The following is a 21,406-nucleotide window of genomic DNA, read 5'->3' as shown; positions in this document are numbered from 1 at the left end:
GTTTGCCAGATATCACTATTGGACCTTTTAAGCGGGCGCAAGGCTCGATTGTGTTACCGGGATCTAAGAGTATTTCGAATCGTGCGTTGCTATTGGCTGCTTTATCAACTGGTACAACCACGCTCACAAACTTGCTAGATGCTGATGACACTCAGGTAATGCGTGAAGCTTTGCGTCAGTTAGGCCTTGCGGTGACCGATCAAGCAAACAATGTATGTGTTGTTGAAGGATGTAAGGGTCAATTTCCTGTGCGTGAAGTAGACCTCTTCATGGGTAATGCGGGCACTGCGATTCGTCCACTTACTGCTGCCTTAGCAATGCAAGGTGGTAACTATCGATTGTCTGGTGTAGCACGTATGCATGAGAGGCCTATTCGAGATTTGGTTGATGGTCTACGTCAAGTGGGTGCCAAGATTGAATATGAATTGCAAGAGGGCTACCCTCCAATCAAAATATTGGCAGCAGATATTCAAATTAAAGATGTTGTTAAGGTCCGCGGCGATGTATCGAGTCAGTTCTTGACAGCATTACTCATGGCCTTACCTCTAGTTGCTAAAGATCCAGTTTGTATTGAAGTCATCGGCGAATTGATTTCTCGTCCGTATATCGATATCACCCTAAAGTTGATGGCGCGCTTTGGTGTGAACGTTGCTTGCCCTGATAAACAATTATTCATCATTCCCGCAAAGACATCTGACGCTGTTTATAGGAGCCCTGGGCAGTTATCTGTAGAGGGTGATGCTTCATCTGCTTCTTACTTCTTAGCCTTGGGCGCCATTAGCGGCGGTCCTGTGCGTGTTCTGGGTGTTGGTAAAGACAGCATTCAGGGCGATGTGGCATTTGCTGATGCACTCGCTTTAATGGGCGCAAACATTAGTGCTGGTGAAGATTGGATAGAAGTTGCTGGCGTCAAAAATGCAAACGGCAAACTGAATGGCATCACGATTGATTGCACCGAAATTCCAGATGCAGCAATGACACTGGCAGTCGCTGCTTTATTTGCTGAAGGCCCAACTCGCTTAAATAATATTGCGAGCTGGCGCGTTAAAGAAACCGATCGCATTGCCGCAATGGCAAAAGAGTTGAAAAAAGTTGGCGCCATTGTTGAAGAGGGGGCTGATTACATTGTTGTGCAGGCCCCAGCATCACAATCTGATTGGAAATCGCCATGTGAAGGCATTGATACTTACGATGACCATCGTATGGCAATGTGCTTTTCTCTCGCTGCCTTTGGGCCAAATTCGCTAAAGATTAATGATCCGAATTGTGTAGCGAAAACATTCCCAACTTACTTCGCTGAATTTGCGAAGGTCGTGAATTAATTTCATGAGCGCATTCCCGGTCATCGCTATTGATGGTCCTACCGCCTCAGGCAAGGGAACGGTTGCTTCTTTGGTGGCAGAAAAGTTAGGCTTTCATTATTTGGACAGCGGCGCCCTTTATCGTTTGGTGGCCTTGGCCAGTGAACAACAGGGAATAGATGTCAAAAATGGTCCGGAATTAGGTCTATTAGTTCCTAAGTTATTGATTTCATTCAAAAATGGTCAAATTTTCCTGAATGGCGAGGATATAACTGACGCCATTCGGGTTGAAAACATCGGTTTACGGGCATCGGCTATAGCGGTTCATCCAGAGGTAAGGGCTGCTTTAGTGGGTCTGCAGCGCAGTTTTCGCCAATCTCCGGGCCTGGTGGCCGATGGCAGGGATATGGCCAGCGTGATATTCCCAGACGCAGTTCTGAAGGTTTTTCTGACTGCCACTGCCGCTGCCAGAGCTGAGCGTCGCTATAAGCAATTGATAGCTAAGGGAATTTCTGCTAAACTTTCCGACTTACTGCAAGATTTGCAGGAGCGCGATGCCAGAGACAGTAGTCGAGGTGCCGCACCCTTGTTAGTTGCAGATGGTGCAAAAGTGCTTGAAACATCAGATTTATCGATAGATCAAGCAGTTAAGACGGTTTTGGATTGGTATCAATCTGCAATCGCCTAGTTTTGTAAGAAGTAGTTTTGGCGTCTTGAGAAACTCCACAACGCGATCATTTCATTAGCGTGTTTCTTAAAGGCTTTTTTAACCTAACCCGTCAGGCCTTCTGGCGGCACAAAGTGAATACACATGTCTGAATCATTTGCAGAATTATTTGAAGAATCATTAACCCGATCGAATATGAAGACCGGCCAAGTTATTTCGGCTGAAGTTCTTCGCATCGACCATAACTTCGTCGTTGTTAACGCTGGCTTAAAGTCTGAAGCGTTTATTCCTGTTGAAGAATTCCATAACGACGCTGGCGAGATTGAAGTAGCTCCTGGCGATTTCGTTTCTGTTGCTATTGACGCTCTTGAGAACGGCTATGGCGACACAATCCTTTCCCGTGACAAAGCTAAGCGCTTGGCCTCATGGATGAATTTGGAAAAAGCTCTCGAGCAAGCTGAAATCGTTACCGGTACTGTTACTGGTAAGGTTAAAGGCGGCTTGACTGTCATGGTTAACGGTATCCGCGCATTCTTGCCTGGATCACTCGTTGATACTCGCCCAATCAAAGACACCAGCCCTTACGAAGGTAAGACGATGGAGTTCAAGGTTATCAAGCTCGACCGTAAGCGTAACAACGTAGTGTTGTCACGCCGTGCTGTTGTTGAAGCTAGCCAAGGTGAAGAGCGTGCTAAGTTGATGTCTAACCTTAAAGAAGGCGCAGTAGTTACTGGCCTCGTTAAGAACATCACTGATTACGGCGCGTTCGTTGACCTCGGTGGTATCGATGGCCTCTTGCACATCACTGACTTGGCATGGCGTCGTGTGCGTCACCCAAGCGAGATGTTGACTGTTGGTCAAGAAGTAACCGCAAAGATTTTGAAGTTCGATCAAGAGAAGAACCGTGTTTCACTCGGCGTGAAGCAATTAGGTGATGATCCTTGGGTTGGTATCGCTCGTCGTTACCCACCGAATACCCGTTTATTCGGCAAAGTAACTAACCTGACTGACTACGGCGCATTCGTGGAAATCGAATCCGGCATCGAAGGTTTAGTACACGTTTCTGAAATGGACTGGACTAACAAGAACGTTGCTCCAAGTAAAGCTACAGCATTAGGAACCGAAGTTGAAGTCATGGTTCTGGACATTGATGAAGACAAGCGTCGTATTAGCTTAGGCATCAAGCAGTGCAAAGCAAATCCATGGGAAGAGTTCTCACGTGCACAGCAAAAAGGCGATAAGCTCACTGGCGCAATCAAGTCTATTACTGACTTTGGCGTGTTCATTGGCTTGCCTGGCGGTATCGACGGTTTAGTTCACCTCTCAGACCTCTCATGGAATGAGCCAGGCGAAGAAGCTGTTAAGAAATACAAAAAAGGTGATGAAGTTGAAGCCACTGTATTGGCAATTGATGTTGAGAAAGAGCGTATCTCTCTTGGTATCAAGCAATTGTCTGGCGACCCATTCAACAACTACACATCTGTCAGCGACAAGGGTAGCCTTGTTACTGGTACTGTGAAAGCGGTTGATGCCAAGGGTGCAACTATTCACTTGGCTGATGAAGTTGAAGCTTACTTACGTGCTTCTGAGATCTCAACAGATCGCGTTGAAGATGCACGCAATGTATTGAAAGAGGGCGACAGCGTAACTGCAATGATCATTAATATTGATCGTAAGTCACGCGTTATCAATCTTTCAATTAAAGCAAAAGACAGCTCTGATCAACAAGATGCAATGAGCAAGCTCCAAGGTGATGCGCAGTCTGGCACAACCAATTTGGGTGCTTTGTTAAAAGCAAAATTGGACAATCAAGGCTAAATCAATATCGCCGCTTTCCATGAGGAGAGCGGCGATTTTTTATTGATAGATCATGACGGATCAAGAGCAACAAGCTATTACCCGCTCCGAACTAGTGGAGAGCCTCGCGGAACAATTTCCGCAGCTTTTGCCTAGGGATGTGGAGTTGGCGGTAAAAACATTGCTGGACACAATGACTCATGCTTTGGCTGAGGGCAAGCGTATCGAGTTGCGCGGCGTAGGGAGCTTTGTGCTTCATCATCGTCCTGCGCGCACTGGACGTAATCCAAAGTCTGGTGAGAAAGTGTTGATTCCAGAAAAACGCGTTCCACACTTCAAGCCTGGCAAAGAGTTGCGCGAGCGAGTAGATTACAAGCCGTTGAAGCAGGCGGGCCCCAAAGAGGGTTCTGGTGCCTAAGATTCAGGCTCAACCTCAGTGGTCCATTCGGGCCATTTTTTTATTTAATTTCTGCACAGCATGATTCAGATAGCTACCGCTTGGTTATTGCTACTACCAGTCATGTTTGGCATTGGTTGGCTAGCAGCACGCTGGGACTTACGTCTTGAGAATCGCATGGATGAGCGTGAGCGCATGCGTCAGCAGCGTTCAACATTTAAAGGTTTAAGCCTTTTACTGAATGAGCAACCAGATCAAGCGATTGAAACTTTAGTCAAAATTGCACAGTTAGACCCAGAGACTGTTGAACTTCATTTTTCATTAGGCAATTTATTCCGTCGTCGTGGCGAGACTGAGCGTGCTATTCGAGTGCATCAGCATTTAGCGAATCGTGATGATTTAAAGCCGCGTGACCGTGATCATGCTGCCTATGAGTTGGGGCGCGACTTCTTGCGCGCTGGTTTACTCGATCGGGCAGAGGCTTCATTGAACCGCGTCGGTAATGGAAAGTATGCTGAACCAGCGAAAGAGAGTTTGCTGGAGATGTACCAAATTGAGCATGATTGGAAAAAAGCCATCATTGCTGCAAGTGAGCTGGAAGGTCTCCAGGGAAAATCACACCATACTGAAATCGCACAATTTCATTGTGAGCTGGGTCAAGAGGCCTTGCGCCGCAAAGACTTGATTGAAGCAGAGCAATCAATACAGCGCGCACTACAGGCTGTACCCAACCATGCTCGCGCACTGATTTTGCAGGGTGATTATTTGGTAGCAATGGATAGACCCACTCAAGCAATTGAGGCTTGGAGCTTGATTGCTAGCTCTCATCCTGCCTATATGCATTTACTCGCAGATCGTTGGATGCTTGCGCATGCAGCTATCGGCAAAGAGAATGAGGGATTGGATCTCCTTTATGAGTTGCTAAAGACTCAGGCCACAGGTGAATTGCTGGATATTGTGCATAAGCATCTCATGAAGATTCGTGGGCCTCAGGCAGCTAATGCCATGTTATCCGACGTGATGCAGCACTCACCAACATTAATTGCATTATCGAAATTGGCTGAAACTCGCCTTGCATTAGAAGAGGGCAGCGCCAACCCAGAGAGACTCTTGGAGCTTCAGTCTATATTGAACCTCTTACGCCAGCGTACTAACAGCTTGGCGCGCTACACCTGTGGCAACTGCGGTTTTAGGGCGCGAAGATTTTATTGGCAGTGCCCCGGCTGTAATCATTGGGAAGCTTATTCACCAAGGCGCAGTGAGGGCAGTGCCCCTTCCGGTCCTTCGATGTAAGTAGTTTAATTAAATAGTCATGAATTAAGGTTGTAATGTTGTACGTCACTATAAAATTTTTGGAGCTGATTTGAAAGTCACCATCATCGGTAGCGGTTACGTAGGTTTAGTTACGGGCGCATGCCTGGCTGAACAGGGTAATAACGTCTTTTGCGTAGACGTTGATCCTAAGAAGATAGAGATTCTGAATTCTGGCGGCGTGCCGATTTACGAGCCTGGTCTTAAAGAAATGATTGAGCGCAATCGCACGGCTGGCAGATTGCAGTTCTCCACCGATATTGCTGCCTCTGTAGCCCATGGTGATATCCAGTTCATCGCTGTAGGCACTCCTCCCGATGAAGATGGCTCAGCTGATTTGCAATACGTAGTCGCAGCAGCGCGCAATATTGGTCGTCATATGACTACCCCTAAAGTCATCGTTGATAAATCCACTGTGCCTGTAGGTACAGCCGATAAGGTGCAGGCAGCCATTACTGAAGAATTAGAAAAGCGTAGCCTCTCACCAGAACTATGCTCTGTAGTCTCCAATCCGGAGTTTCTTAAAGAGGGGGCTGCGGTAGAGGACTTCATGCGTCCAGACCGAATTGTGATTGGCACTGAAAGCTCACCAGCAGGGCTGCGCGCTAAAGAACAGATGCGCAAACTTTATGCTCCATTTAATCGCAACCATGAGCGTACTTACTACATGGATGTCAAAAGTGCTGAGCTGACTAAATACGCAGCTAATGCAATGTTGGCAACTCGCATTTCCTTTATGAATGAGTTAGCTAACTTAGCGGACTTAGTAGGCGCTGACATCGAGCATGTTCGCCAAGGAATTGGTTCAGACTCCCGCATTGGTTTTGGATTTTTATATCCGGGCACCGGGTATGGGGGCTCATGCTTTCCTAAGGATGTTTCTGCCTTGTCAAAAACTGCTAAAGAGCATGGTAGGGATTTAAAGATCCTCGATGCCGTCGAAGCAGTGAATGAGTTGCAGAAATACACTTTGGTGAACAAGATCGAAAAGCGTTTCGGTGCCGATCTGAAGGGTATGAAGTTTGCCTTGTGGGGTCTTGCCTTTAAACCGAATACTGACGATATGCGTGAAGCGCCAAGCCGTGTAATTATTCAGGAGCTAGTCAAGCGTGGCGCAACGATTGTGGCCTATGATCCAGTAGCTATGCCAGAGGCGAAACATTGCCTAGACCTAGACTTTGAGGGCAACCCAGAAGGTCTCAAGCAAGTATCGATGACCGCTGACCCGATGTCTGCATTAGATGACGCCGATGCCTTGGTGATTGTGACGGAGTGGAAGGTTTTTCATACCCCTGACTTCGATTTGCTGATGCAAAAACTCAAGCGTGCCATTATTTTTGACGGTCGCAACCTTTACGAGCCAGCGTCTATGCAAGAATTAGGCATTGAGTACCATGGTATTGGGCGACATAATTAAGTCGCATGTAGTAAAAATACAGATAATAAAAGAGTTGCCAAATGGAAAAAGCTAACCGAGAACAGTTTTCTAAAGCCCGCCTATTAGTGGTGGGCGATGTCATGCTGGATCGTTATTGGTTTGGCGATACTAATCGCATTTCTCCAGAAGCGCCCGTACCGGTTGTGCAGGTCGGAAAGATTGATGAACGACTTGGTGGCGCCGCTAACGTAGCGCGTAACGTGGCTGCACTGGATGCCAAAGCAACTATTTTGGGCATTGTTGGTAATGATGAGCCTGGTAAACGAGTGGTTGAATTGTTAAAAGCGGGTGGTGTTGATAGTCAATTGGAAATCGATGCTGATGTACCAACGATTGTGAAGTTGCGCGTGATTGCTCGTCAACAGCAGCTGATTCGTTTAGATTTTGAAGAAACCCCAAGTGCAAAAGCACTTGCTCATAAATTAGAGCGTTTTGAAAAGTTGGTTGGCGATGCGGATGTGTTGATTCTGTCTGATTACGGTAAGGGTGCATTAGGTCAAGTTGCCCATATGATTGAGCAAGCTAGAGCACAAAATAAAATGATCTTGGTTGACCCTAAGGGTGAAGATTATGAAAAGTATCGCGGCGCCACCGTCTTAACCCCAAATCGTAGTGAGCTACGTCAGGTGGTTGGTAAGTGGACAAGCGAAGAAGATTTAACGAATAAAGCGCAAGCACTCAGAAAATCTCTTGATCTCCAGGCGCTCCTCTTAACTCGTTCTGAGGATGGGATGAGCCTATATACCGAATCGGGCGTAAGTCATGTGAAGGCGCAGGCGCGTGAAGTATTCGATGTTTCTGGGGCTGGCGATACGGTGATTGCAACCCTGGCTGTAGCACTGGCGGCTAAATGGCCATTGGAAAAGGCGATGGCGCTTGCGAACCGTGCTGGTAGCATCGTAGTTGGTAAGCTGGGAACTGCAACCGTTACTTCAGAGGAATTACAGTGACTATTATCGTAACCGGCGCAGCTGGTTTTATTGGTGCCAATATTGTTCAGGCGCTCAATGCACGTGGCGAAAAAAATATTATTGCAGTAGATGACTTGCGTCCTGCTGACAAGTATCGCAACCTCGCTGATTTAGACATCATTGACTATCTAGACAAAGATGAATTTCTAGAGGCATTCAGAAGTGGACGATTTGGTAAGGTGAAAGCGGTTTTCCATGAAGGCGCTTGCTCCGATACGATGGAAACTGATGGTATTTTCATGATGGCGAATAACTATCGCTACACCATGGATTTGCTTGATATCTGCACTGAGCAAAAAGTACAGTTGCTATATGCTTCTTCGGCTGCAACTTATGGTGGATCTGATGTGTTTGTTGAAAGCCGTGAGCATGAGAAGCCTCTTAATATTTACGGTTACTCTAAGTTCTTATTTGATCAGGTAATGCGCAAGCGCTTTGCTGAAAAAGCCAATACAGCCCAGGTAGTTGGTTTCCGCTACTTCAATGTTTACGGTCCTCGTGAGTCCCATAAGGGTCGCATGGCATCGGTAGCTTTTCATCAATACCATCAATACAAAGCCAATGGACATGTAAAGCTATTTGGCGAGTATGGTGGTTATGGCGCTGGCGAGCAAAGCCGTGACTTCGTTTCAGTGGAAGACGTAGTCAAAGTAAATCTATTCTTTTTAGATCATCCAGAAATCAGTGGCATCTTTAATTTAGGCAGTGGTCGTGCTCAGCCGTTCAACGATGTTGCGCATGCAGTAGCAAACGCAATGCGTAAGCTCGATAAAGCAGCGCCAGCGTCCTTACAAGAATTGGTTAAAGAAAAAGCAATTGAGTACATTCCTTTTCCAGATGCTCTTAAAGGCAAATATCAGTGCTTTACGCAGGCTGATCTCACTAAGCTCAGAGCTGCCGGCTATACGGAGCCCTTCCTCACTGTTGAGCAGGGTGTAGGAAGGTATATCGAGTGGCTGGAAGTCAATTCTGGATTTTTAGCTAACCCCTTGTAGGCTAGTCAACCAAACTAAACTCTCTTCGTTGTAAATGATCCACGCACACTTTGTGTCCGCGGATTTTTTATTTATTACAGGAGAGAAGATGACTCAATATTTTAATTTTGAAAAATTTCCAAGTTTACTTAGAGCGGCAGCCCTAGCATTCACCGTACTCGTTTCGAGTGCTGGCGTGATATATGCTTCGCCCATCAACGTCAATACTGCTACCCAAACCGAATTAGAGAGCATTAAAGGGATTGGTCCAGCTAAGGCAAAAACCATCATTGCAGAACGGTTGGATGGCGGACACTTTCAAGATGCTAATGATCTGCAAAAGCGGGTACGTGGTATCGGCATGAAATCCGTAGAAAAAATGGTGGATAACGGCTTAACCATTGAGTCCCCCAGTTCTTTTCGGGAGCCGAACGGCCGCACAAAAAAGGAGGGTAGCGCTTCTAGCAGACGTAATGCTCGTAATCAAGCTAGCCCTCGCAATCAGCAGGAGCGTACGGGAGCAAGTCGCAGAAATTAAACCCTTTCGTGTGTAGGCTTGCTTATGGCTAAAATGGCTTTATGAGCAAACCTTCTTACCTGACTATTTCCCAGACTGTAGGCAATACGCCTTTAGTGCGTTTACAACGTATTCCTGGTCTGGAGAATGACAATCGCAATAATGTGATCTTGGGTAAGTTAGAAGGAAATAATCCAGCCGGGTCGGTAAAGGACCGACCTGCGCTGTCGATGATCTCGCGCGCACAAGAGCGCGGTGAAATTAAACCTGGCGACACTCTCATTGAGGCAACTAGCGGTAACACAGGGATTGCATTGGCAATGACTGCGGCAATGCTGGGCTACAAAATGATTTTAGTAATGCCAGAGAATCAAAGCATTGAACGTCGTCAAAGTATGGCGGCCTATGGCGCTGAACTTATTTTGACTGCAGCTTCTGGTGGCATGGAATTTGCCAGGGATTACGCGCTACAACTTCAAAGAGAAGGTCGCGGTAGATTATTAGATCAATTCGCTAATCCTGATAATCCTAGGGCGCATATAGAAACAACCGGTCCCGAGATCTGGCGTGATACCGATGGTCAGGTTACCCATTTTGTGTCGGCGATGGGAACTACCGGAACAATTACCGGAGTCTCAACCTATTTGAAGTCCAAGAATCCTGCAATTCAGATTATTGGGGCGCAACCGGAAGAGGGCTCACAGATACCGGGTATCCGCAAGTGGGCGCCTGAATACCTACCCAAGATTTATCAGGGTGATAGGGTGGATTTCATTGAGTATGTATCGCAGGCTGACGCGGAAGAGATGGCTCGTCGCTTAGCGGTGGAAGAGGGTATTTTCTGCGGCATTTCTGCTGGAGGTGCTTTAGTAGTGGCACTGCGGATTGCCCGTCAAGTTGAAAACGCCACAATCGTGTTTATTGTGTGTGACCGTGGCGATCGTTACTTATCTACTGGCGTATTCCCCGCTTAAGAGGATTTTACTTTTTTCTTTGCACTAGTTTTCTTGGGCTTTGATTTTTCAGTAGCGCTTTTACTCTCACTGCTTTTTGGTGTACTTTCTACGGGTACTGCACTTTGGTTTTTATATCCCAAAGCCTCCGCAAACTCTGCAACACTTTGAGCGTAGAAGTAACTGCGGTTGTATTGAACAATCGTCAGAAAGTTATTTAAGCCAACAAAATATTGCACTTGGTCGGAGCCATCTTTATCTGGGTAAGGCAAATCTACGATGAATGCTTTGCTTTGTGGCTCTACACCACCGCTTTGCAGATCACCCTGTTGTTTAGTGAGAATGCCTTTTTCAATGAGCTCTTGAACTGTGTATTTAAGTTGTGGTTCACCATCTGCCAATGCTTTGACTTCTGAGATGGTGCTAGCTTGAACTGGGAAAGAAATCGGCATACCTGTTTGCCAGCCATGTTTCTTCATGAAGTTTGCAACGCTAGCAATAGCATCTTTGGGGCTTCGTTTGAGATCAATCTGTCCATCGCCATCACCATCCACTGCAAAGTTGCGAATACTGCTGGGCATAAATTGTGGAAGGCCGATAGCGCCTGCATATGAACTGTTCTGATTGAGGCAGGAGCTAAAGCGCCCACTATTGACGCCTTGGCTGGTATTTTTGGAGGGCAGTCTGCCGCCTGCCTCAGTCCAGCACATCAGAATCAATTCTTTAAGTTGATCCTTAAAAAGCTGCTCTCTAGCTGGCTTATTAGGGGTGTCGGGATAACTAAAGGCAAGGGTCGACAACACATCCTTTACTCGGAAATTGCCGGTTTGGCGACCATAGATGGTTTCGATGCCAATAATGGCCACAATAATTTCTGCAGGCACCCCATAGTCTTGTTCAGTTTGGGTTAAAAACGCCTGGTTTTGCTCCCAAAAAGTCTTGCCGGCCTTCAGGCGAATGGGTTCAATAAAGCGTTTGCGGTAGGCTAGCCAATTTTTCTTAAATGTGCCCGATGGGGGTAATACCAATTTCCGAATGGAGGGAACCGTTTTAGCATCTAAAAAGCCCATTTCTAGGGCTGGGAGCGGGATTTCTTGAGTTTGGGATACTTGCCCTAGTAGTTCGCTGAGATTTTGGCTAAAGCGCGCCTCAGTGACTGCATCATCAGTCTGGTTTACGATGGGTTGTTGCGATTGTGTGGGTTGCGTTGGAGTGCTGGAGCACCCTGCCAGCGCAAGAGCAAAAAGTAAGAAGGAGATGCGAAAGTTCATGCCGGCTGTATTGGATTTTCGAAGGTAGATCACGTTTTATTAGATTATAAAAATTAAAAATTGGCTATTAAGGATTTTGAGTAATGACAACAGGATACATAACTCATCCAGACTTTCTGAAACATGAGATGGGAAGCCATCACCCAGAGTGTCCAGAACGAATTCAGGCGATTAACGATCAATTGATCCGTAGCGGAGTGGATCGCTTATTACACCATTTGGATGCGCCATTGGCAACTGAGGATCAGTTGGAGTTGGTGCATAGTCCAGATCACGTTTCTTTTGTGCGGGATCGCGCTCCTGAGAGTGGGTATTTCATGCTCGATGGCGACACTATCATGAACCCTCATACCTACAGAGTTGCACTCAGAGCTGCAGGCGCAGCGATTGCTGGCGTCGATGCTGTGATGAAGGGTGAGGTTGAGAATGTTTTTTGCGCAGTAAGGCCGCCAGGACATCATGCTGAGCCAACGCGCTCTATGGGATTTTGTTTGTTTGACAACGTAGCAATTGCCGCGCGATATGCCATGGAAACGTATGGCATTGAACGCGTCGCCATCATTGACTTTGATGTGCATCACGGCAATGGAACGGAGGCTGCTTTTTTCAACGATCCTAATGTGTTGATGTGTAGCTTCTTCCAACATCCTTTTTACCCTTACAGCGGCTTGGATCATGCTAGCAATATGGTAAATGTACCTTTACCTGCGGCCACGCGTGGTGACGTAGTGCGCTCGATCGTTGAAGAAAGGTGGCTGCCTGCCTTGCGTAATTTTGAACCTGAACTCATTATCATTTCAGCTGGCTTTGATGCCCATCGAGAGGATGATTTGGGTCAGATGGGTCTGGTAGAGGATGACTATGCTTGGATTACGAAGCGCCTCAAAGAGATTGCAAATGAATACGCACAGGGTCGAATAGTCAGTTGCTTGGAAGGTGGCTATAACCTCTCGGCATTGGGTCGAAGTGTTGTGGCTCATGTCAAGGCGCTAGCAGATATTTAATGCGGTAAATGTAGTTTAGTAAATCGAAATCGAAAGCTGAAGATGGTCAATATTTATGAGCAAGGCTTGGATCGTAATCCAGCCAATTACACCCCCATTACCCCGCTATTATTTTTAGAGCGCTCAGCAGAAATTTATCCCAACAAGACTGCCATCATCCATGGAAAGTTGCGCCAGACTTGGAGTCAAACGTATGAGCGTTGCCGACGCCTAGCGAGTGCATTGCAAAAGCACGGTATTGGCTTGGGAGATACAGTGGCAGTGATGCTGCCAAATACTCCTCCTATGGTAGAGGCGCACTTTGGCATTCCGATGGCAGGGGCAGTCTTAAACGCCCTTAATACCCGCTTGGACGCAGAGTCAATTGCTTTCATGCTCAATCATGGTGAAGCTAAAGTAGTCATTGTTGATCCTGAGTTTTCGCTAGTCATGAAAAAAGCTCTTGAGATCGCTAAGAAAGATTCAGGCCGCGATCTCTTAGTAATCGATGTGGAAGAAAACGAGTTTGACGTGCCCGGTGAAAAGTTGGGCAAACTCACTTACGAGCAACTCCTTTCTGAAGGTGATCCTCATTTTGCATGGCAAGTGCCAGCGGATGAGTGGCAAGCGATTTGCTTGAACTACACCTCTGGCACTACCGGCAATCCTAAAGGCGTGGTGTATCACCACCGTGGTGCTGCAATCAATGCCGTATCGAATGTGCTGGATTGGGATATTAATAAGCACCCTGTGTATTTGTGGACGCTCCCCATGTTCCATTGCAATGGCTGGTGCTTCCCATGGACGATCGCTGCTCGTGCTGGAGTGAATGTGTGCTTGCGTCGTGTTGATGCACAACATATTTTTGCCGCTATTAAGGAGCATGGTGTAACTCACTATTGTGCGGCGCCTATCGTGCATAACTTATTGGTCAATGCGCCTGATGAGTTGAAGGCGGGTGTTCCAACCGGCGTCAAAGGCTTGATTGCTGGCGCTGCACCACCCGCATCCATTATTGAGGGCATGGAAAAGTTAGGCTTTGACCTAACCCATGTATACGGGCTGACTGAGGTGTATGGTCCAGCAGCTGTATGTGTCAAGCAGGACGAGTGGGATGATTTAGATATTGGCGAGCGTGCGCGTTTAAATGCGCGTCAAGGTGTGCGCTATCACATGCAACAAGCGATTGCTGTTCTTGACCCAGAAACCATGCAGCCTGTTCCGGCTGATGGAGAAACTATGGGCGAAATTATGTTCAAGGGCAATATCGCCATGAAGGGATATCTGAAGAACGAACAAGCGACTCAAGAGGCATTTGAGGGTGGTTGGTTCCATTCAGGGGACTTGGCTGTGATGAACCCGGATGGTTATGTGAAGATGAAGGATCGCAGTAAGGACATTATTATTTCTGGAGGAGAAAACATCTCCTCTGTAGAAGTGGAGGATGTGCTGTACCGCCACCCGGCAATCAATGCTGCTGCGGTTGTTGCTAAACCTGATCCTAAGTGGGGCGAAACACCCTGCGCATTCCTAGAAATTAAGCCAGGCTCAAAGGTTACGGCCGAAGAAATTATTGCCCACTGTAAGCAACATTTAGCTGGATTTAAGGTTCCCAGGGCGATTGTGTTCTGCGAGCTACCCAAGACCTCGACGGGCAAGATTCAGAAGTTTGAGTTGCGCAAGCAGGCTGGATCGGCTGCTGCTATTGATGTCTAAGGCTAATCCCTTAGGGCGGATAAAATAGATCGTTAACCATTATTGAGAATTCCAAATGAAAATCTTAGTAGCTGTAAAGCGCGTTGTTGATTACAACGTCAAAATTCGGGTGAAATCAGATAACTCGGGCGTTGATTTGGCTAACGTCAAAATGAGCATGAACCCCTTTGATGAAATTGCAGTAGAAGAGGCGGTGCGCCTTAAAGAAGCGGGCGTAGCTACTGAAGTAGTGGTAGTAACTGCAGGTGCGACCCAGTGCCAAGAAACGCTGCGTACTGCTTTGGCTATTGGTGCTGACCGTGCAATCTTGGTGGAAACTGATGCAGACTTACAACCTTTGGCGGTTGCAAAGATTCTGAAAGCCATTTCTGATAAAGAGCAAGCACAAATCATCATTCTCGGTAAGCAAGCAATTGATGACGATAGCAATCAAACAGGCCAAATGTTGGCAAGTCTTTTAGATATTCCGCAAGCTACCTTTGCATCTAAAGTTGTAGTAGCAGATGGCAAAGCTACTGTTACTCGCGAGGTGGATGGCGGTCTAGAAACGATTGCACTATCTTTGCCAGCGGTGATTACTACTGACTTGCGTTTGAATGAGCCACGCTATGTGACTTTGCCCAACATCATGAAGGCCAAGAAGAAAACGATTGATATCGTCAAGCCAGGAGAATTGGGTGTCGATATTGCCCCACGTCTCAAAACTCTCAAAGTTGAAGAGCCGCCTAAGCGCTCTGCGGGCGTGATGGTTGCTGATGTAGCAGCCCTTGTAGAAAAACTCAAAAATGAAGCGAAGGTGATCTAAATGGCTGCTCTTGTTATTGCTGAACACGACAATCAATCTTTAAAAGCGACAACACTCAATGCTGTAGCAGCTGCTTTGCAGTGCTCCCCTGAGGTAGATATTTTGGTTGCTGGTAGCAGCGCTGATGCTGCCGCATCAGCTGCTGCGCAAATTGCTGGTGTGCGCAAGGTTATTCAAATTGATGCACCTGCTTTGGCGGATCAATTGGCCGAGCCCTTGGCTGCCCAAATTTTATCGATCGCTAATGGCTACAGCCATATCCTTGCACCTGCTACCGCTAACGGTAAAAATGTGCTCCCACGCGTTGCTGCCAAACTCGATGTTGCTCAGTTATCCGATATCACTAAAGTCCTGAGTGCTGATACGTTTGAGCGTCCAATTTATGCAGGTAATGCAATTGCAACAGTGCAAAGCACTGATCCTATAAAAGTAATTACTGTGCGCACGACAGGCTTTGATCCAGTAGCGGCTTCCGGTGGTTCTGCTGCTATTGAGAAAGCGGCAGTCGCTGACAGCAAAGCTCAATCCTCTTTTGTTGGTCGCGAGTTAACCAAGTCAGATCGTCCAGAACTGACTGCTGCCAAGATTATTGTTTCTGGTGGTCGTGGTTTAGGCTCTGGTGAAAAGTATCAAGAGCTCATCGCGCCATTGGCCGATAAATTGGGTGCTGCTTTAGGGGCATCACGTGCAGCAGTGGATGCTGGCTATGTACCAAACGATTATCAAGTTGGTCAGACTGGCAAAATTGTCGCCCCACAACTGTATATTGCGGTTGGTATCTCAGGCGCTATTCAGCACTTGGCTGGTATGAAAGATTCCAAGGTCATCGTTGCGATTAATAAAGATCCAGAAGCGCCGATTTTTGGCGTTGCTGATTATGGGTTGGTTGCCGATCTGAATACTGCTGTACCGGAGTTAACAAAAGCACTTGGTTAGTTGACTGACTGAGTAACTGACTGAGTAGTTAAGCTGAATAAATAGGAGTTGTAATGCCATACGTAGCCCCAGTGAAAGATATGCTGTTTGTCATGAATGAGCTCGCTGGACTATCGGAGGTTGTTTCCTATCCTTCTTATGCGGATGCCGGTGCTGATGTTGATTTGGCTCCTGCCATTTTGGAAGAGTCAGCAAAATTTAACCAAGATGTGGTTGCACCGCTCAATTGGACTGGCGATCAGAAGCCCAGTTCCCTAAAAGACGGAATAGTCACCACGACTCCAGGCTTTAAAGAAGCGTTTGAGCAATTTGGAGCAGCGGGTTGGCAGGGCGTTGTACATCCTGCAGAATTTGGTGGGCAAGGTTTGCCAAAGCTGATTGCGACTGCTTGCTTTGAGATGGTGCACTCAGCTAGCCTGTCATTTGCTTTATGTCCCATGTTGACTGACGGTGCAATCGAGGCACTCCTCACTGCTGCAGATCCAGAGCTTCAAGAGCGTTTTGTCCCGCAGATGATTTCAGGTGAGTGGACTGGCTCGATGTGCTTGACTGAGCCGCAAGCTGGTTCAGACTTATCGATGGTTCGTTCACGTGCCGTGCCAGAGGGTGATGGAACTTACAAAATTTTCGGCACTAAGATTTATATCACCTATGGTGAGCACGACATGGCTAAGAATATTATCCATTTAGTGTTAGCAAGAACACCGGATGCGCCAGAGGGTGTGAAGGGCATTTCATTATTTGTAGTACCTAAATTTTTGGTGAACCAAGATGGTTCATTAGGTGAGCGTAATGATGTTCACTGTGTTTCGATTGAACATAAACTCGGAATTAAGGCGAGCCCAACTGCGGTTTTGCAATTTGGCGATCATGGTGGAGCGGTCGGTTATCTGGTGGGCGAAGAGAATCGCGGTCTTGAATATATGTTTGTGATGATGAACGCTGCTCGCTTTGCAGTCGGTATGCAAGGTATTGCGGTAGCAGAGCGCGCATATCAAAAAGCTGTTCAGTACGCCAAAGATCGTGTTCAGAGCCGCGACTTAGCTGGGTCTCCTGGTCCGGTGGCGATTATTCATCAGCCTGATGTGAAGCGCATGCTCATGACGATGCGCGCCTACACAGAGGCATCACGTGCGTTGGCTTACTATGCAGCGTCTGCATATGATGCGCAGCATGCTGCGCCTGATGAGGTCGTTCGCAAAGCTAATCAAGCTATTTATGAATTTTTAGTCCCTATCGTCAAAGGCTTCTCCACAGAAATGTCGATTGAAGTAGCCAGCTTGGGCGTTCAAGTGCATGGCGGCATGGGCTTTATCGAAGAGACTGGCGCGGCACAGCATTACCGTGATGCGCGCATCTTGACGATTTACGAGGGCACTACGGCAATTCAGGCAAACGATCTGATTGGTAGAAAAACAGTACGTGATGGTGGAGCGATTGCAAAAGAGCTCTCACAAAGAATTGCCGCTACTGAAAAAGATTTGGCTGCAAGCGGCAGTGCCGATGCTCAGGCAGTGCTTAAGCAGCTGACTTTGGCGCGGGTTGCATTTGAACAAGCTGTTGCTTACATCGTGGCAAATGCGAAGACAGACATCAAGGCTGTTTATGCAGGTAGCTTCGCCTACTTGCGTTTATCTGGCTTAGTATTAGGTGGTTGGCAAATGGCTAGAGCACTTTTAGCTGCAGAGCGTTTGCGTGACGGTGATCCAAAATTCTATGACGCTAAGATTGCTACAGCACGCTTCTTTGCAGAAAACCTCATGCCTCAAGTGCAGGCCTTGGCAACGTCGATTGTCGAAAGCGGCCACTCCACAAATGCTTTAGAGGTCGAGCAGTTCTAAAGAGTTTTATTCAAGAAAATAAAAAACCGCTCCGAAGAGCGGCTCTTGCAAATGCAAAGCTATCCGCAATTATTGGGATAGCTTTTTTGCTTCATGAATCTGCGAGATAAAGAATTGCTCAAATGAGATTGCTAAAAAAGTCATCATCACTCCGGCACCCAAGACGAGAGAAAAAATTACTGTCAGTACCACTGGCCAGCCAGAGCGGCTGCGACGATGTTCTTCAATGCCGGGGTTAAATTGCGCATCCCATTTTTCATCAAGACGCAGGCCGAAAGCAATTGTGGTTAACCAGCTTGCTTCGATAGCGATAAATCCAAATGTAACGAGCACCCATCCTGGCGCAGAATGAAAGTGGGCGCCTTTGAGTATGACCCAACCTGCTACCCCGCCTATAAGGGCAAACAACTGAACCCATGCCCAAAAAGATTTAAGTCCTTGCAGATAAAAACAGTTGAGACCGCTGCCGGGGAGGATGAGTCCAAGTGCGCAAAATAGAAATTTAGATTTTTTCATAGCTTATTTATTAGCAATAGGTTTTTGGGTAAAGCTTAAGACTTCACGATCTGTACCGATCATCAGTAATTGATCGCCATTACGGACAATGCTGCGATAGTCGTTTAATTGGTAAAGGAAATCACTTTCTAATTCCATGCGCTGCGGGCTACAAGCCATCTTGGTGCTAGCAATTTGTTTGAGGGAGAAACCACGGGCATCTTCATCAAGCGTTGCGGTAAAGCGATTACATCCTGTCGAGCCGCTAAGACGCTGCCCGTTGGCATCAAAAATGATTTGAATGGGGTTGCTAGCATCGCCTTGGGGAATTTGACGAGCACGGACTTCTCCATTGCTATTGGGGGGCAAGTTCCAGCGGGTGAGCTCCCATTTGGTATTTTTGAGTTCACTGCTTGGGGGGCTAATTTTGGCTCCACAAGGAGGAATGACATTTGCACATCCATTTAAAAGCGCAAGACCTAGGCAAGAAAGCATCAGAAAAAGCGTATTTAAATGCTTTCTGATGAGGCCGGAAAGGCTTGATTTAAAGGGCATATTTATCTAAGTTATTGTTTTTAAAGTAATTATTATTAAAGTGCGTGCTCTATTCTACTGTCTTAGCTGCTTAAATAGGTGGAAGAAGTAGGGGTTTTCGTCTAGAATATGAGGTTTTCCGCTTCACCGTATCTTTGTTCGGTGATCTGGAGCCCAAGATTTTTAGTAGAAATTTCATTGGGTTGTAATCAACCTGTTTTCATTTTAGATTTTAAGGAATAAGTATGGTCGTCATTCGACTGGCACGCGGCGGTTCTAAGAAGCGCCCTTTTTACAGCATCGTTGCTACTGATAAGCGCAACCGTCGTGACTCGAACTTTATCGAGCGTATTGGTTATTTCAATCCACAGGCAGCCGCTACTGAGCAAGCAATGCGTATTGCTCAAGATCGTTTGACTTACTGGACTGGTGTTGGTGCGCAAATCTCCCCAACAGTAGTGCGTTTGATCAAAAACAATCCAGCTGTTTAATATTCAATTGCTAAAAGCTTCATCGATCTGATGAGGCTTTTAGTGACAGAATTTTTAGTAGTTCTATTTTGGGAAAATAAGGTGTCTTACAAATGAGTACACCCTCCCTAAATAGTTTGATTGAGCTTGGCGCTATTTCTGAGGCGCAAGGTTTGCAGGGCCAAGTGAAGGTTAGGCCTCACTCATCAGAGCCTGTTGCACTACTCTCTTCTAAATCCGTTTGGTTATCTCTCATTCCTCGCAGGGATGCTGGCGTTGCTGCGTCTGCAGAACAAGCCTCACTGACACAATACAAAGTCAAAAGCGCCAAGATGCACAGCGGTAATGTGGTGATGGCATTAGAAGGTGTGACGGATCGTGATCAAGCTTTGGCATTAAAAGGTTCTCGCATCTTAGTGGCGCGTGATGCTTTTCCAAAAGTGGAAAGTGATTCCTATTACTGGGTAGATCTCATTGGATGCAGTGCAATTAATTTGCAAGGTGATGCACTTGGTGAGGTCATTGATGTTAACGAGAATGGTGCCCATGGTGTTATCTCCATCGGTGATGTCGCAACAAAAGCAATCAAATACTTAGTGCCGTTTGTAAAAGAAGTCGTACAAAACGTCGATTTACCAAATAAAACGATTACGCTTGATTGGCAGTCTGACTGGCAATAAGAGCAAGCACGCAAAGATAAATTCCAAGATTAATTACTGATATGCGCTTTGATGTTGTGACACTGTTCCCAGAAATGTTCTCTGCATTAACGCAGTGGGGCATTACAGGTCGCGCATGCGAACAATCACTCGCCAGTGTCCACCTTTGGAACCCTCGGGATTTTTGCTTGGATTCTCGCAAAACGGTAGATGATCGCGCTTATGGCGGCGGTCCTGGTATGGTCATGATGGCTAAACCCCTAGAAGATACGGTTGCCGGAATTAGGGCATCCCATCAGGCGGCAGGCATCAAAAGTGGTCCGATTTGTTTATTAGCCCCCCAGGGTGAGCGCTTTTCTCAGAAGATAGCGACAGATATCCTCAATTACGGTAATTTAAGCTTTATTTGCGGTCGGTATGAGGCGGTAGATCAGCGTTTTGTCGACCGAAACGTCGATTTACAGCTTTCTATCGGTGATTTTGTGCTTTCTGGGGGTGAAATTCCCGCTATGGCAATGATGGATGCGGTGATTAGGCTCATTCCAGGGGCGCTCGGGGATGGCGAATCTGCCACTCAGGATAGCTTTATGAATGGTCTTTTGGACTATCCACACTACACCCGCCCTGAAATATATGAAAATTTATCTGTTCCAGACGTGCTTTTAGGCGGACATCACGCTAAAATAGCGGATTGGCGTCGGCAGAAGTCTTTAGAGCTGACGTTCAGGTTAAGGCCGGACTTAATTGAATCGGCCAGAACCAAAGGGTTGCTAACCCGAGAAGATGAACAATTTCTTCGCTCGCTGTAAATACTTTTAGTAGGGTGCAGTAGTGATTGGGTGTTTAGTTTTTGGTTTAGTGAAATTGTTTTAACTGCATCCTCTATTAGGTCCGTTGATTTATATCTCGGGATTAAACGCTAATATGATGTTTAAGGATTAAAAATGAATTTAATTGAAAAAATTGAGCAAGAAGAAATTGCTCGCTTAAGTGCTAACAAGGTTTTGCCGAGCTTTGCTCCTGGCGACACAGTTGTTGTTGGCGTAAACGTTGTTGAAGGTGCGCGTAAGCGTACACAGGCGTTTGAAGGTGTTGTGATTGCAAAGCGTAATCGCGGACTCAATTCCAGCTTTATCGTTCGTAAGATTTCTTCTGGCGAAGGTGTAGAGCGTACATTCCAAACTTACTCACCATTGATCGCTAGCATTGAAGTGAAGCGTCGCGGTGATGTACGTCGTGCGAAGTTGTACTACTTGCGCGATCGTTCAGGTAAGTCTGCACGTATTAAAGAGAAGCTTCCTGCGCGTAAGGCAGCAGTGGCAGCTCCAGCCGCAGAATAAATATCGGCTCGATATCAAAAAGGCGGCCTC

21 protein-coding genes and 1 pseudogene are annotated in these 21,406 nt (G+C 46.7%); 19 read left to right on the top strand and 3 right to left on the bottom strand.

The features are described 5' to 3' along the window. The first annotated feature begins 2 nt into the window (after positions 1 to 2). The 10 genes and pseudogenes from aroA (at position 3) to cysM (ending at position 10,347) form a co-directional block, all read left to right on the top strand. Complete coding sequence (gene aroA, locus AOC20_RS07290; protein WP_215362260.1) at positions 3 to 1,322, top strand: 3-phosphoshikimate 1-carboxyvinyltransferase; 1,320 nt, start codon at positions 3 to 5, stop codon at positions 1,320 to 1,322. A 4-nt stretch (positions 1,323 to 1,326) separates the two neighbouring features. Further along, positions 1,327 to 1,989 (top strand): (d)CMP kinase, encoded by a 663-nt coding sequence (gene cmk / locus AOC20_RS07285; RefSeq protein WP_215359784.1) that lies wholly within the window; start codon positions 1,327 to 1,329, stop codon positions 1,987 to 1,989. Between the two features lie 123 nt (positions 1,990 to 2,112). Continuing rightward, positions 2,113 to 3,786 carry a 30S ribosomal protein S1 gene (rpsA, locus tag AOC20_RS07280; protein WP_068324328.1) on the top strand — a complete coding sequence of 558 codons (1,674 nt, stop codon included), beginning with the start codon at positions 2,113 to 2,115 and terminating at the stop codon, positions 3,784 to 3,786. Between the two features lie 52 nt (positions 3,787 to 3,838). Continuing rightward, positions 3,839 to 4,177 (top strand): annotated as a pseudogene (locus AOC20_RS07275) (integration host factor subunit beta); the annotation flags it as partial. Between the two features lie 66 nt (positions 4,178 to 4,243). Further along, positions 4,244 to 5,455, top strand: coding sequence for a lipopolysaccharide assembly protein LapB (gene lapB, locus AOC20_RS07270; protein WP_215359782.1), 1,212 nt, complete (start codon positions 4,244 to 4,246; stop codon positions 5,453 to 5,455). 70 nt (positions 5,456 to 5,525) lie between these two features. Further along, positions 5,526 to 6,890 (top strand): UDP-glucose dehydrogenase family protein, encoded by a 1,365-nt coding sequence (locus tag AOC20_RS07265; protein WP_215359780.1) that lies wholly within the window; start codon positions 5,526 to 5,528, stop codon positions 6,888 to 6,890. A gap of 41 nt (positions 6,891 to 6,931) precedes the next feature. Continuing rightward, complete coding sequence (gene rfaE1 / locus AOC20_RS07260) at positions 6,932 to 7,861, top strand: D-glycero-beta-D-manno-heptose-7-phosphate kinase (protein WP_215359778.1); 930 nt, start codon at positions 6,932 to 6,934, stop codon at positions 7,859 to 7,861. Beyond that, positions 7,858 to 8,877 carry an ADP-glyceromanno-heptose 6-epimerase gene (rfaD, locus tag AOC20_RS07255; protein WP_215359776.1) on the top strand — a complete coding sequence of 340 codons (1,020 nt, stop codon included), beginning with the start codon at positions 7,858 to 7,860 and terminating at the stop codon, positions 8,875 to 8,877. The genes rfaE1 and rfaD overlap by 4 nt, the downstream gene beginning before the upstream one ends. A gap of 88 nt (positions 8,878 to 8,965) precedes the next feature. Further along, a complete protein-coding gene (locus AOC20_RS07250; protein ID WP_215359774.1) occupies positions 8,966 to 9,394 on the top strand; it encodes a helix-hairpin-helix domain-containing protein in 429 nt (142 codons plus the stop codon). Positions 9,395 to 9,435: 41 nt separating this feature from the next. Continuing rightward, positions 9,436 to 10,347 carry a cysteine synthase CysM gene (gene cysM / locus AOC20_RS07245; RefSeq protein WP_215359772.1) on the top strand — a complete coding sequence of 304 codons (912 nt, stop codon included), beginning with the start codon at positions 9,436 to 9,438 and terminating at the stop codon, positions 10,345 to 10,347. Here the strand turns inward: cysM and AOC20_RS07240 are convergent. Beyond that, a complete protein-coding gene (locus tag AOC20_RS07240; protein WP_215359770.1) occupies positions 10,344 to 11,597 on the bottom strand; it encodes a lytic murein transglycosylase in 1,254 nt (417 codons plus the stop codon). The two genes, cysM and AOC20_RS07240, sit on opposite strands and share 4 nt — an antisense overlap. 83 nt (positions 11,598 to 11,680) lie before the next feature. Here AOC20_RS07240 and AOC20_RS07235 point away from each other — a divergent pair, with 83 nt between their 5' ends. From AOC20_RS07235 to AOC20_RS07215, 5 genes are read left to right on the top strand one after another with little or no spacing between them, the layout of a single operon-like run. Continuing rightward, positions 11,681 to 12,601 carry a histone deacetylase family protein gene (locus tag AOC20_RS07235; protein ID WP_215359768.1) on the top strand — a complete coding sequence of 307 codons (921 nt, stop codon included), beginning with the start codon at positions 11,681 to 11,683 and terminating at the stop codon, positions 12,599 to 12,601. Positions 12,602 to 12,643: 42 nt separating this feature from the next. Further along, entirely contained in the window at positions 12,644 to 14,296 is a 1,653-nt protein-coding gene (locus AOC20_RS07230) for an acyl-CoA synthetase (protein ID WP_215359766.1), read from the top strand. 55 nt (positions 14,297 to 14,351) lie between these two features. After that, on the top strand, positions 14,352 to 15,101 hold the full coding sequence (locus tag AOC20_RS07225) for an electron transfer flavoprotein subunit beta/FixA family protein (protein WP_215359764.1): 750 nt from the start codon (positions 14,352 to 14,354) through the stop codon (positions 15,099 to 15,101). After that, on the top strand, positions 15,102 to 16,037 hold the full coding sequence (locus AOC20_RS07220; protein WP_215359762.1) for an electron transfer flavoprotein subunit alpha/FixB family protein: 936 nt from the start codon (positions 15,102 to 15,104) through the stop codon (positions 16,035 to 16,037). It begins immediately after the preceding gene. A 53-nt stretch (positions 16,038 to 16,090) separates the two neighbouring features. Beyond that, entirely contained in the window at positions 16,091 to 17,878 is a 1,788-nt protein-coding gene (locus AOC20_RS07215) for an acyl-CoA dehydrogenase (RefSeq protein ID WP_215359760.1), read from the top strand. Positions 17,879 to 17,947: 69 nt separating this feature from the next. On the opposite strand, the gene AOC20_RS07210 is transcribed toward AOC20_RS07215, so the two are convergent. After that, positions 17,948 to 18,394, bottom strand: coding sequence for a hypothetical protein (locus AOC20_RS07210; protein WP_215359758.1), 447 nt, complete (start codon positions 18,392 to 18,394; stop codon positions 17,948 to 17,950). A 3-nt stretch (positions 18,395 to 18,397) separates the two neighbouring features. Further along, positions 18,398 to 18,928: an META domain-containing protein gene (locus AOC20_RS07205; protein WP_251373074.1), complete on the bottom strand. Its 531-nt coding sequence runs from the start codon at positions 18,926 to 18,928 to the stop codon at positions 18,398 to 18,400. A gap of 224 nt (positions 18,929 to 19,152) precedes the next feature. Here AOC20_RS07205 and rpsP point away from each other — a divergent pair, with 224 nt between their 5' ends. The 4 genes from rpsP (at position 19,153) to rplS (ending at position 21,376) form a co-directional block, all read left to right on the top strand. Beyond that, on the top strand, positions 19,153 to 19,398 hold the full coding sequence (gene rpsP / locus AOC20_RS07200; protein ID WP_011902362.1) for a 30S ribosomal protein S16: 246 nt from the start codon (positions 19,153 to 19,155) through the stop codon (positions 19,396 to 19,398). A 92-nt stretch (positions 19,399 to 19,490) separates the two neighbouring features. Then, complete coding sequence (rimM, locus tag AOC20_RS07195) at positions 19,491 to 20,057, top strand: ribosome maturation factor RimM (RefSeq protein WP_215359756.1); 567 nt, start codon at positions 19,491 to 19,493, stop codon at positions 20,055 to 20,057. A 41-nt stretch (positions 20,058 to 20,098) separates the two neighbouring features. Continuing rightward, entirely contained in the window at positions 20,099 to 20,845 is a 747-nt protein-coding gene (gene trmD / locus AOC20_RS07190) for a tRNA (guanosine(37)-N1)-methyltransferase TrmD (protein WP_215359754.1), read from the top strand. Positions 20,846 to 20,980: 135 nt separating this feature from the next. Then, positions 20,981 to 21,376 carry a 50S ribosomal protein L19 gene (rplS, locus tag AOC20_RS07185; RefSeq protein ID WP_215359752.1) on the top strand — a complete coding sequence of 132 codons (396 nt, stop codon included), beginning with the start codon at positions 20,981 to 20,983 and terminating at the stop codon, positions 21,374 to 21,376. The last annotated feature ends 30 nt before the right edge of the window (positions 21,377 to 21,406 follow it).

This window comes from Polynucleobacter ibericus (assembly GCF_018687955.1).
GTDB classification, from domain to species: Bacteria; Pseudomonadota; Gammaproteobacteria; order Burkholderiales; family Burkholderiaceae; genus Polynucleobacter; species Polynucleobacter ibericus.
This window is presented reverse-complemented; position numbering and strand designations above follow the sequence as displayed.

What these genes read in the sequence shown, in the direction of transcription:
- rpsA (WP_068324328.1), top strand. Translation starts at nt 2,113, where the DNA reads ATGTCTGAATCATTTGCAGAATTATTTGAAGAATCATTAACCCGATCG.
- rimM (WP_215359756.1), top strand. Translation starts at nt 19,491, where the DNA reads ATGAGTACACCCTCCCTAAATAGTTTGATTGAGCTTGGCGCTATTTCT.
- cmk (WP_215359784.1), top strand. Translation starts at nt 1,327, where the DNA reads ATGAGCGCATTCCCGGTCATCGCTATTGATGGTCCTACCGCCTCAGGC.
- AOC20_RS07250 (WP_215359774.1), top strand. Translation starts at nt 8,966, where the DNA reads ATGACTCAATATTTTAATTTTGAAAAATTTCCAAGTTTACTTAGAGCG.
- lapB (WP_215359782.1), top strand. Translation starts at nt 4,244, where the DNA reads ATGATTCAGATAGCTACCGCTTGGTTATTGCTACTACCAGTCATGTTT.
- cysM (WP_215359772.1), top strand. Translation starts at nt 9,436, where the DNA reads ATGAGCAAACCTTCTTACCTGACTATTTCCCAGACTGTAGGCAATACG.
- trmD (WP_215359754.1), top strand. Translation starts at nt 20,099, where the DNA reads ATGCGCTTTGATGTTGTGACACTGTTCCCAGAAATGTTCTCTGCATTA.
- AOC20_RS07225 (WP_215359764.1), top strand. Translation starts at nt 14,352, where the DNA reads ATGAAAATCTTAGTAGCTGTAAAGCGCGTTGTTGATTACAACGTCAAA.
- AOC20_RS07215 (WP_215359760.1), top strand. Translation starts at nt 16,091, where the DNA reads ATGCCATACGTAGCCCCAGTGAAAGATATGCTGTTTGTCATGAATGAG.
- rfaE1 (WP_215359778.1), top strand. Translation starts at nt 6,932, where the DNA reads ATGGAAAAAGCTAACCGAGAACAGTTTTCTAAAGCCCGCCTATTAGTG.
- AOC20_RS07230 (WP_215359766.1), top strand. Translation starts at nt 12,644, where the DNA reads ATGGTCAATATTTATGAGCAAGGCTTGGATCGTAATCCAGCCAATTAC.
- rplS (WP_215359752.1), top strand. Translation starts at nt 20,981, where the DNA reads ATGAATTTAATTGAAAAAATTGAGCAAGAAGAAATTGCTCGCTTAAGT.
- AOC20_RS07205 (WP_251373074.1), bottom strand. Translation starts at nt 18,928, where the DNA reads ATGCCCTTTAAATCAAGCCTTTCCGGCCTCATCAGAAAGCATTTAAAT.
- rpsP (WP_011902362.1), top strand. Translation starts at nt 19,153, where the DNA reads ATGGTCGTCATTCGACTGGCACGCGGCGGTTCTAAGAAGCGCCCTTTT.
- AOC20_RS07220 (WP_215359762.1), top strand. Translation starts at nt 15,102, where the DNA reads ATGGCTGCTCTTGTTATTGCTGAACACGACAATCAATCTTTAAAAGCG.
- AOC20_RS07240 (WP_215359770.1), bottom strand. Translation starts at nt 11,597, where the DNA reads ATGAACTTTCGCATCTCCTTCTTACTTTTTGCTCTTGCGCTGGCAGGG.
- AOC20_RS07235 (WP_215359768.1), top strand. Translation starts at nt 11,681, where the DNA reads ATGACAACAGGATACATAACTCATCCAGACTTTCTGAAACATGAGATG.
- AOC20_RS07210 (WP_215359758.1), bottom strand. Translation starts at nt 18,394, where the DNA reads ATGAAAAAATCTAAATTTCTATTTTGCGCACTTGGACTCATCCTCCCC.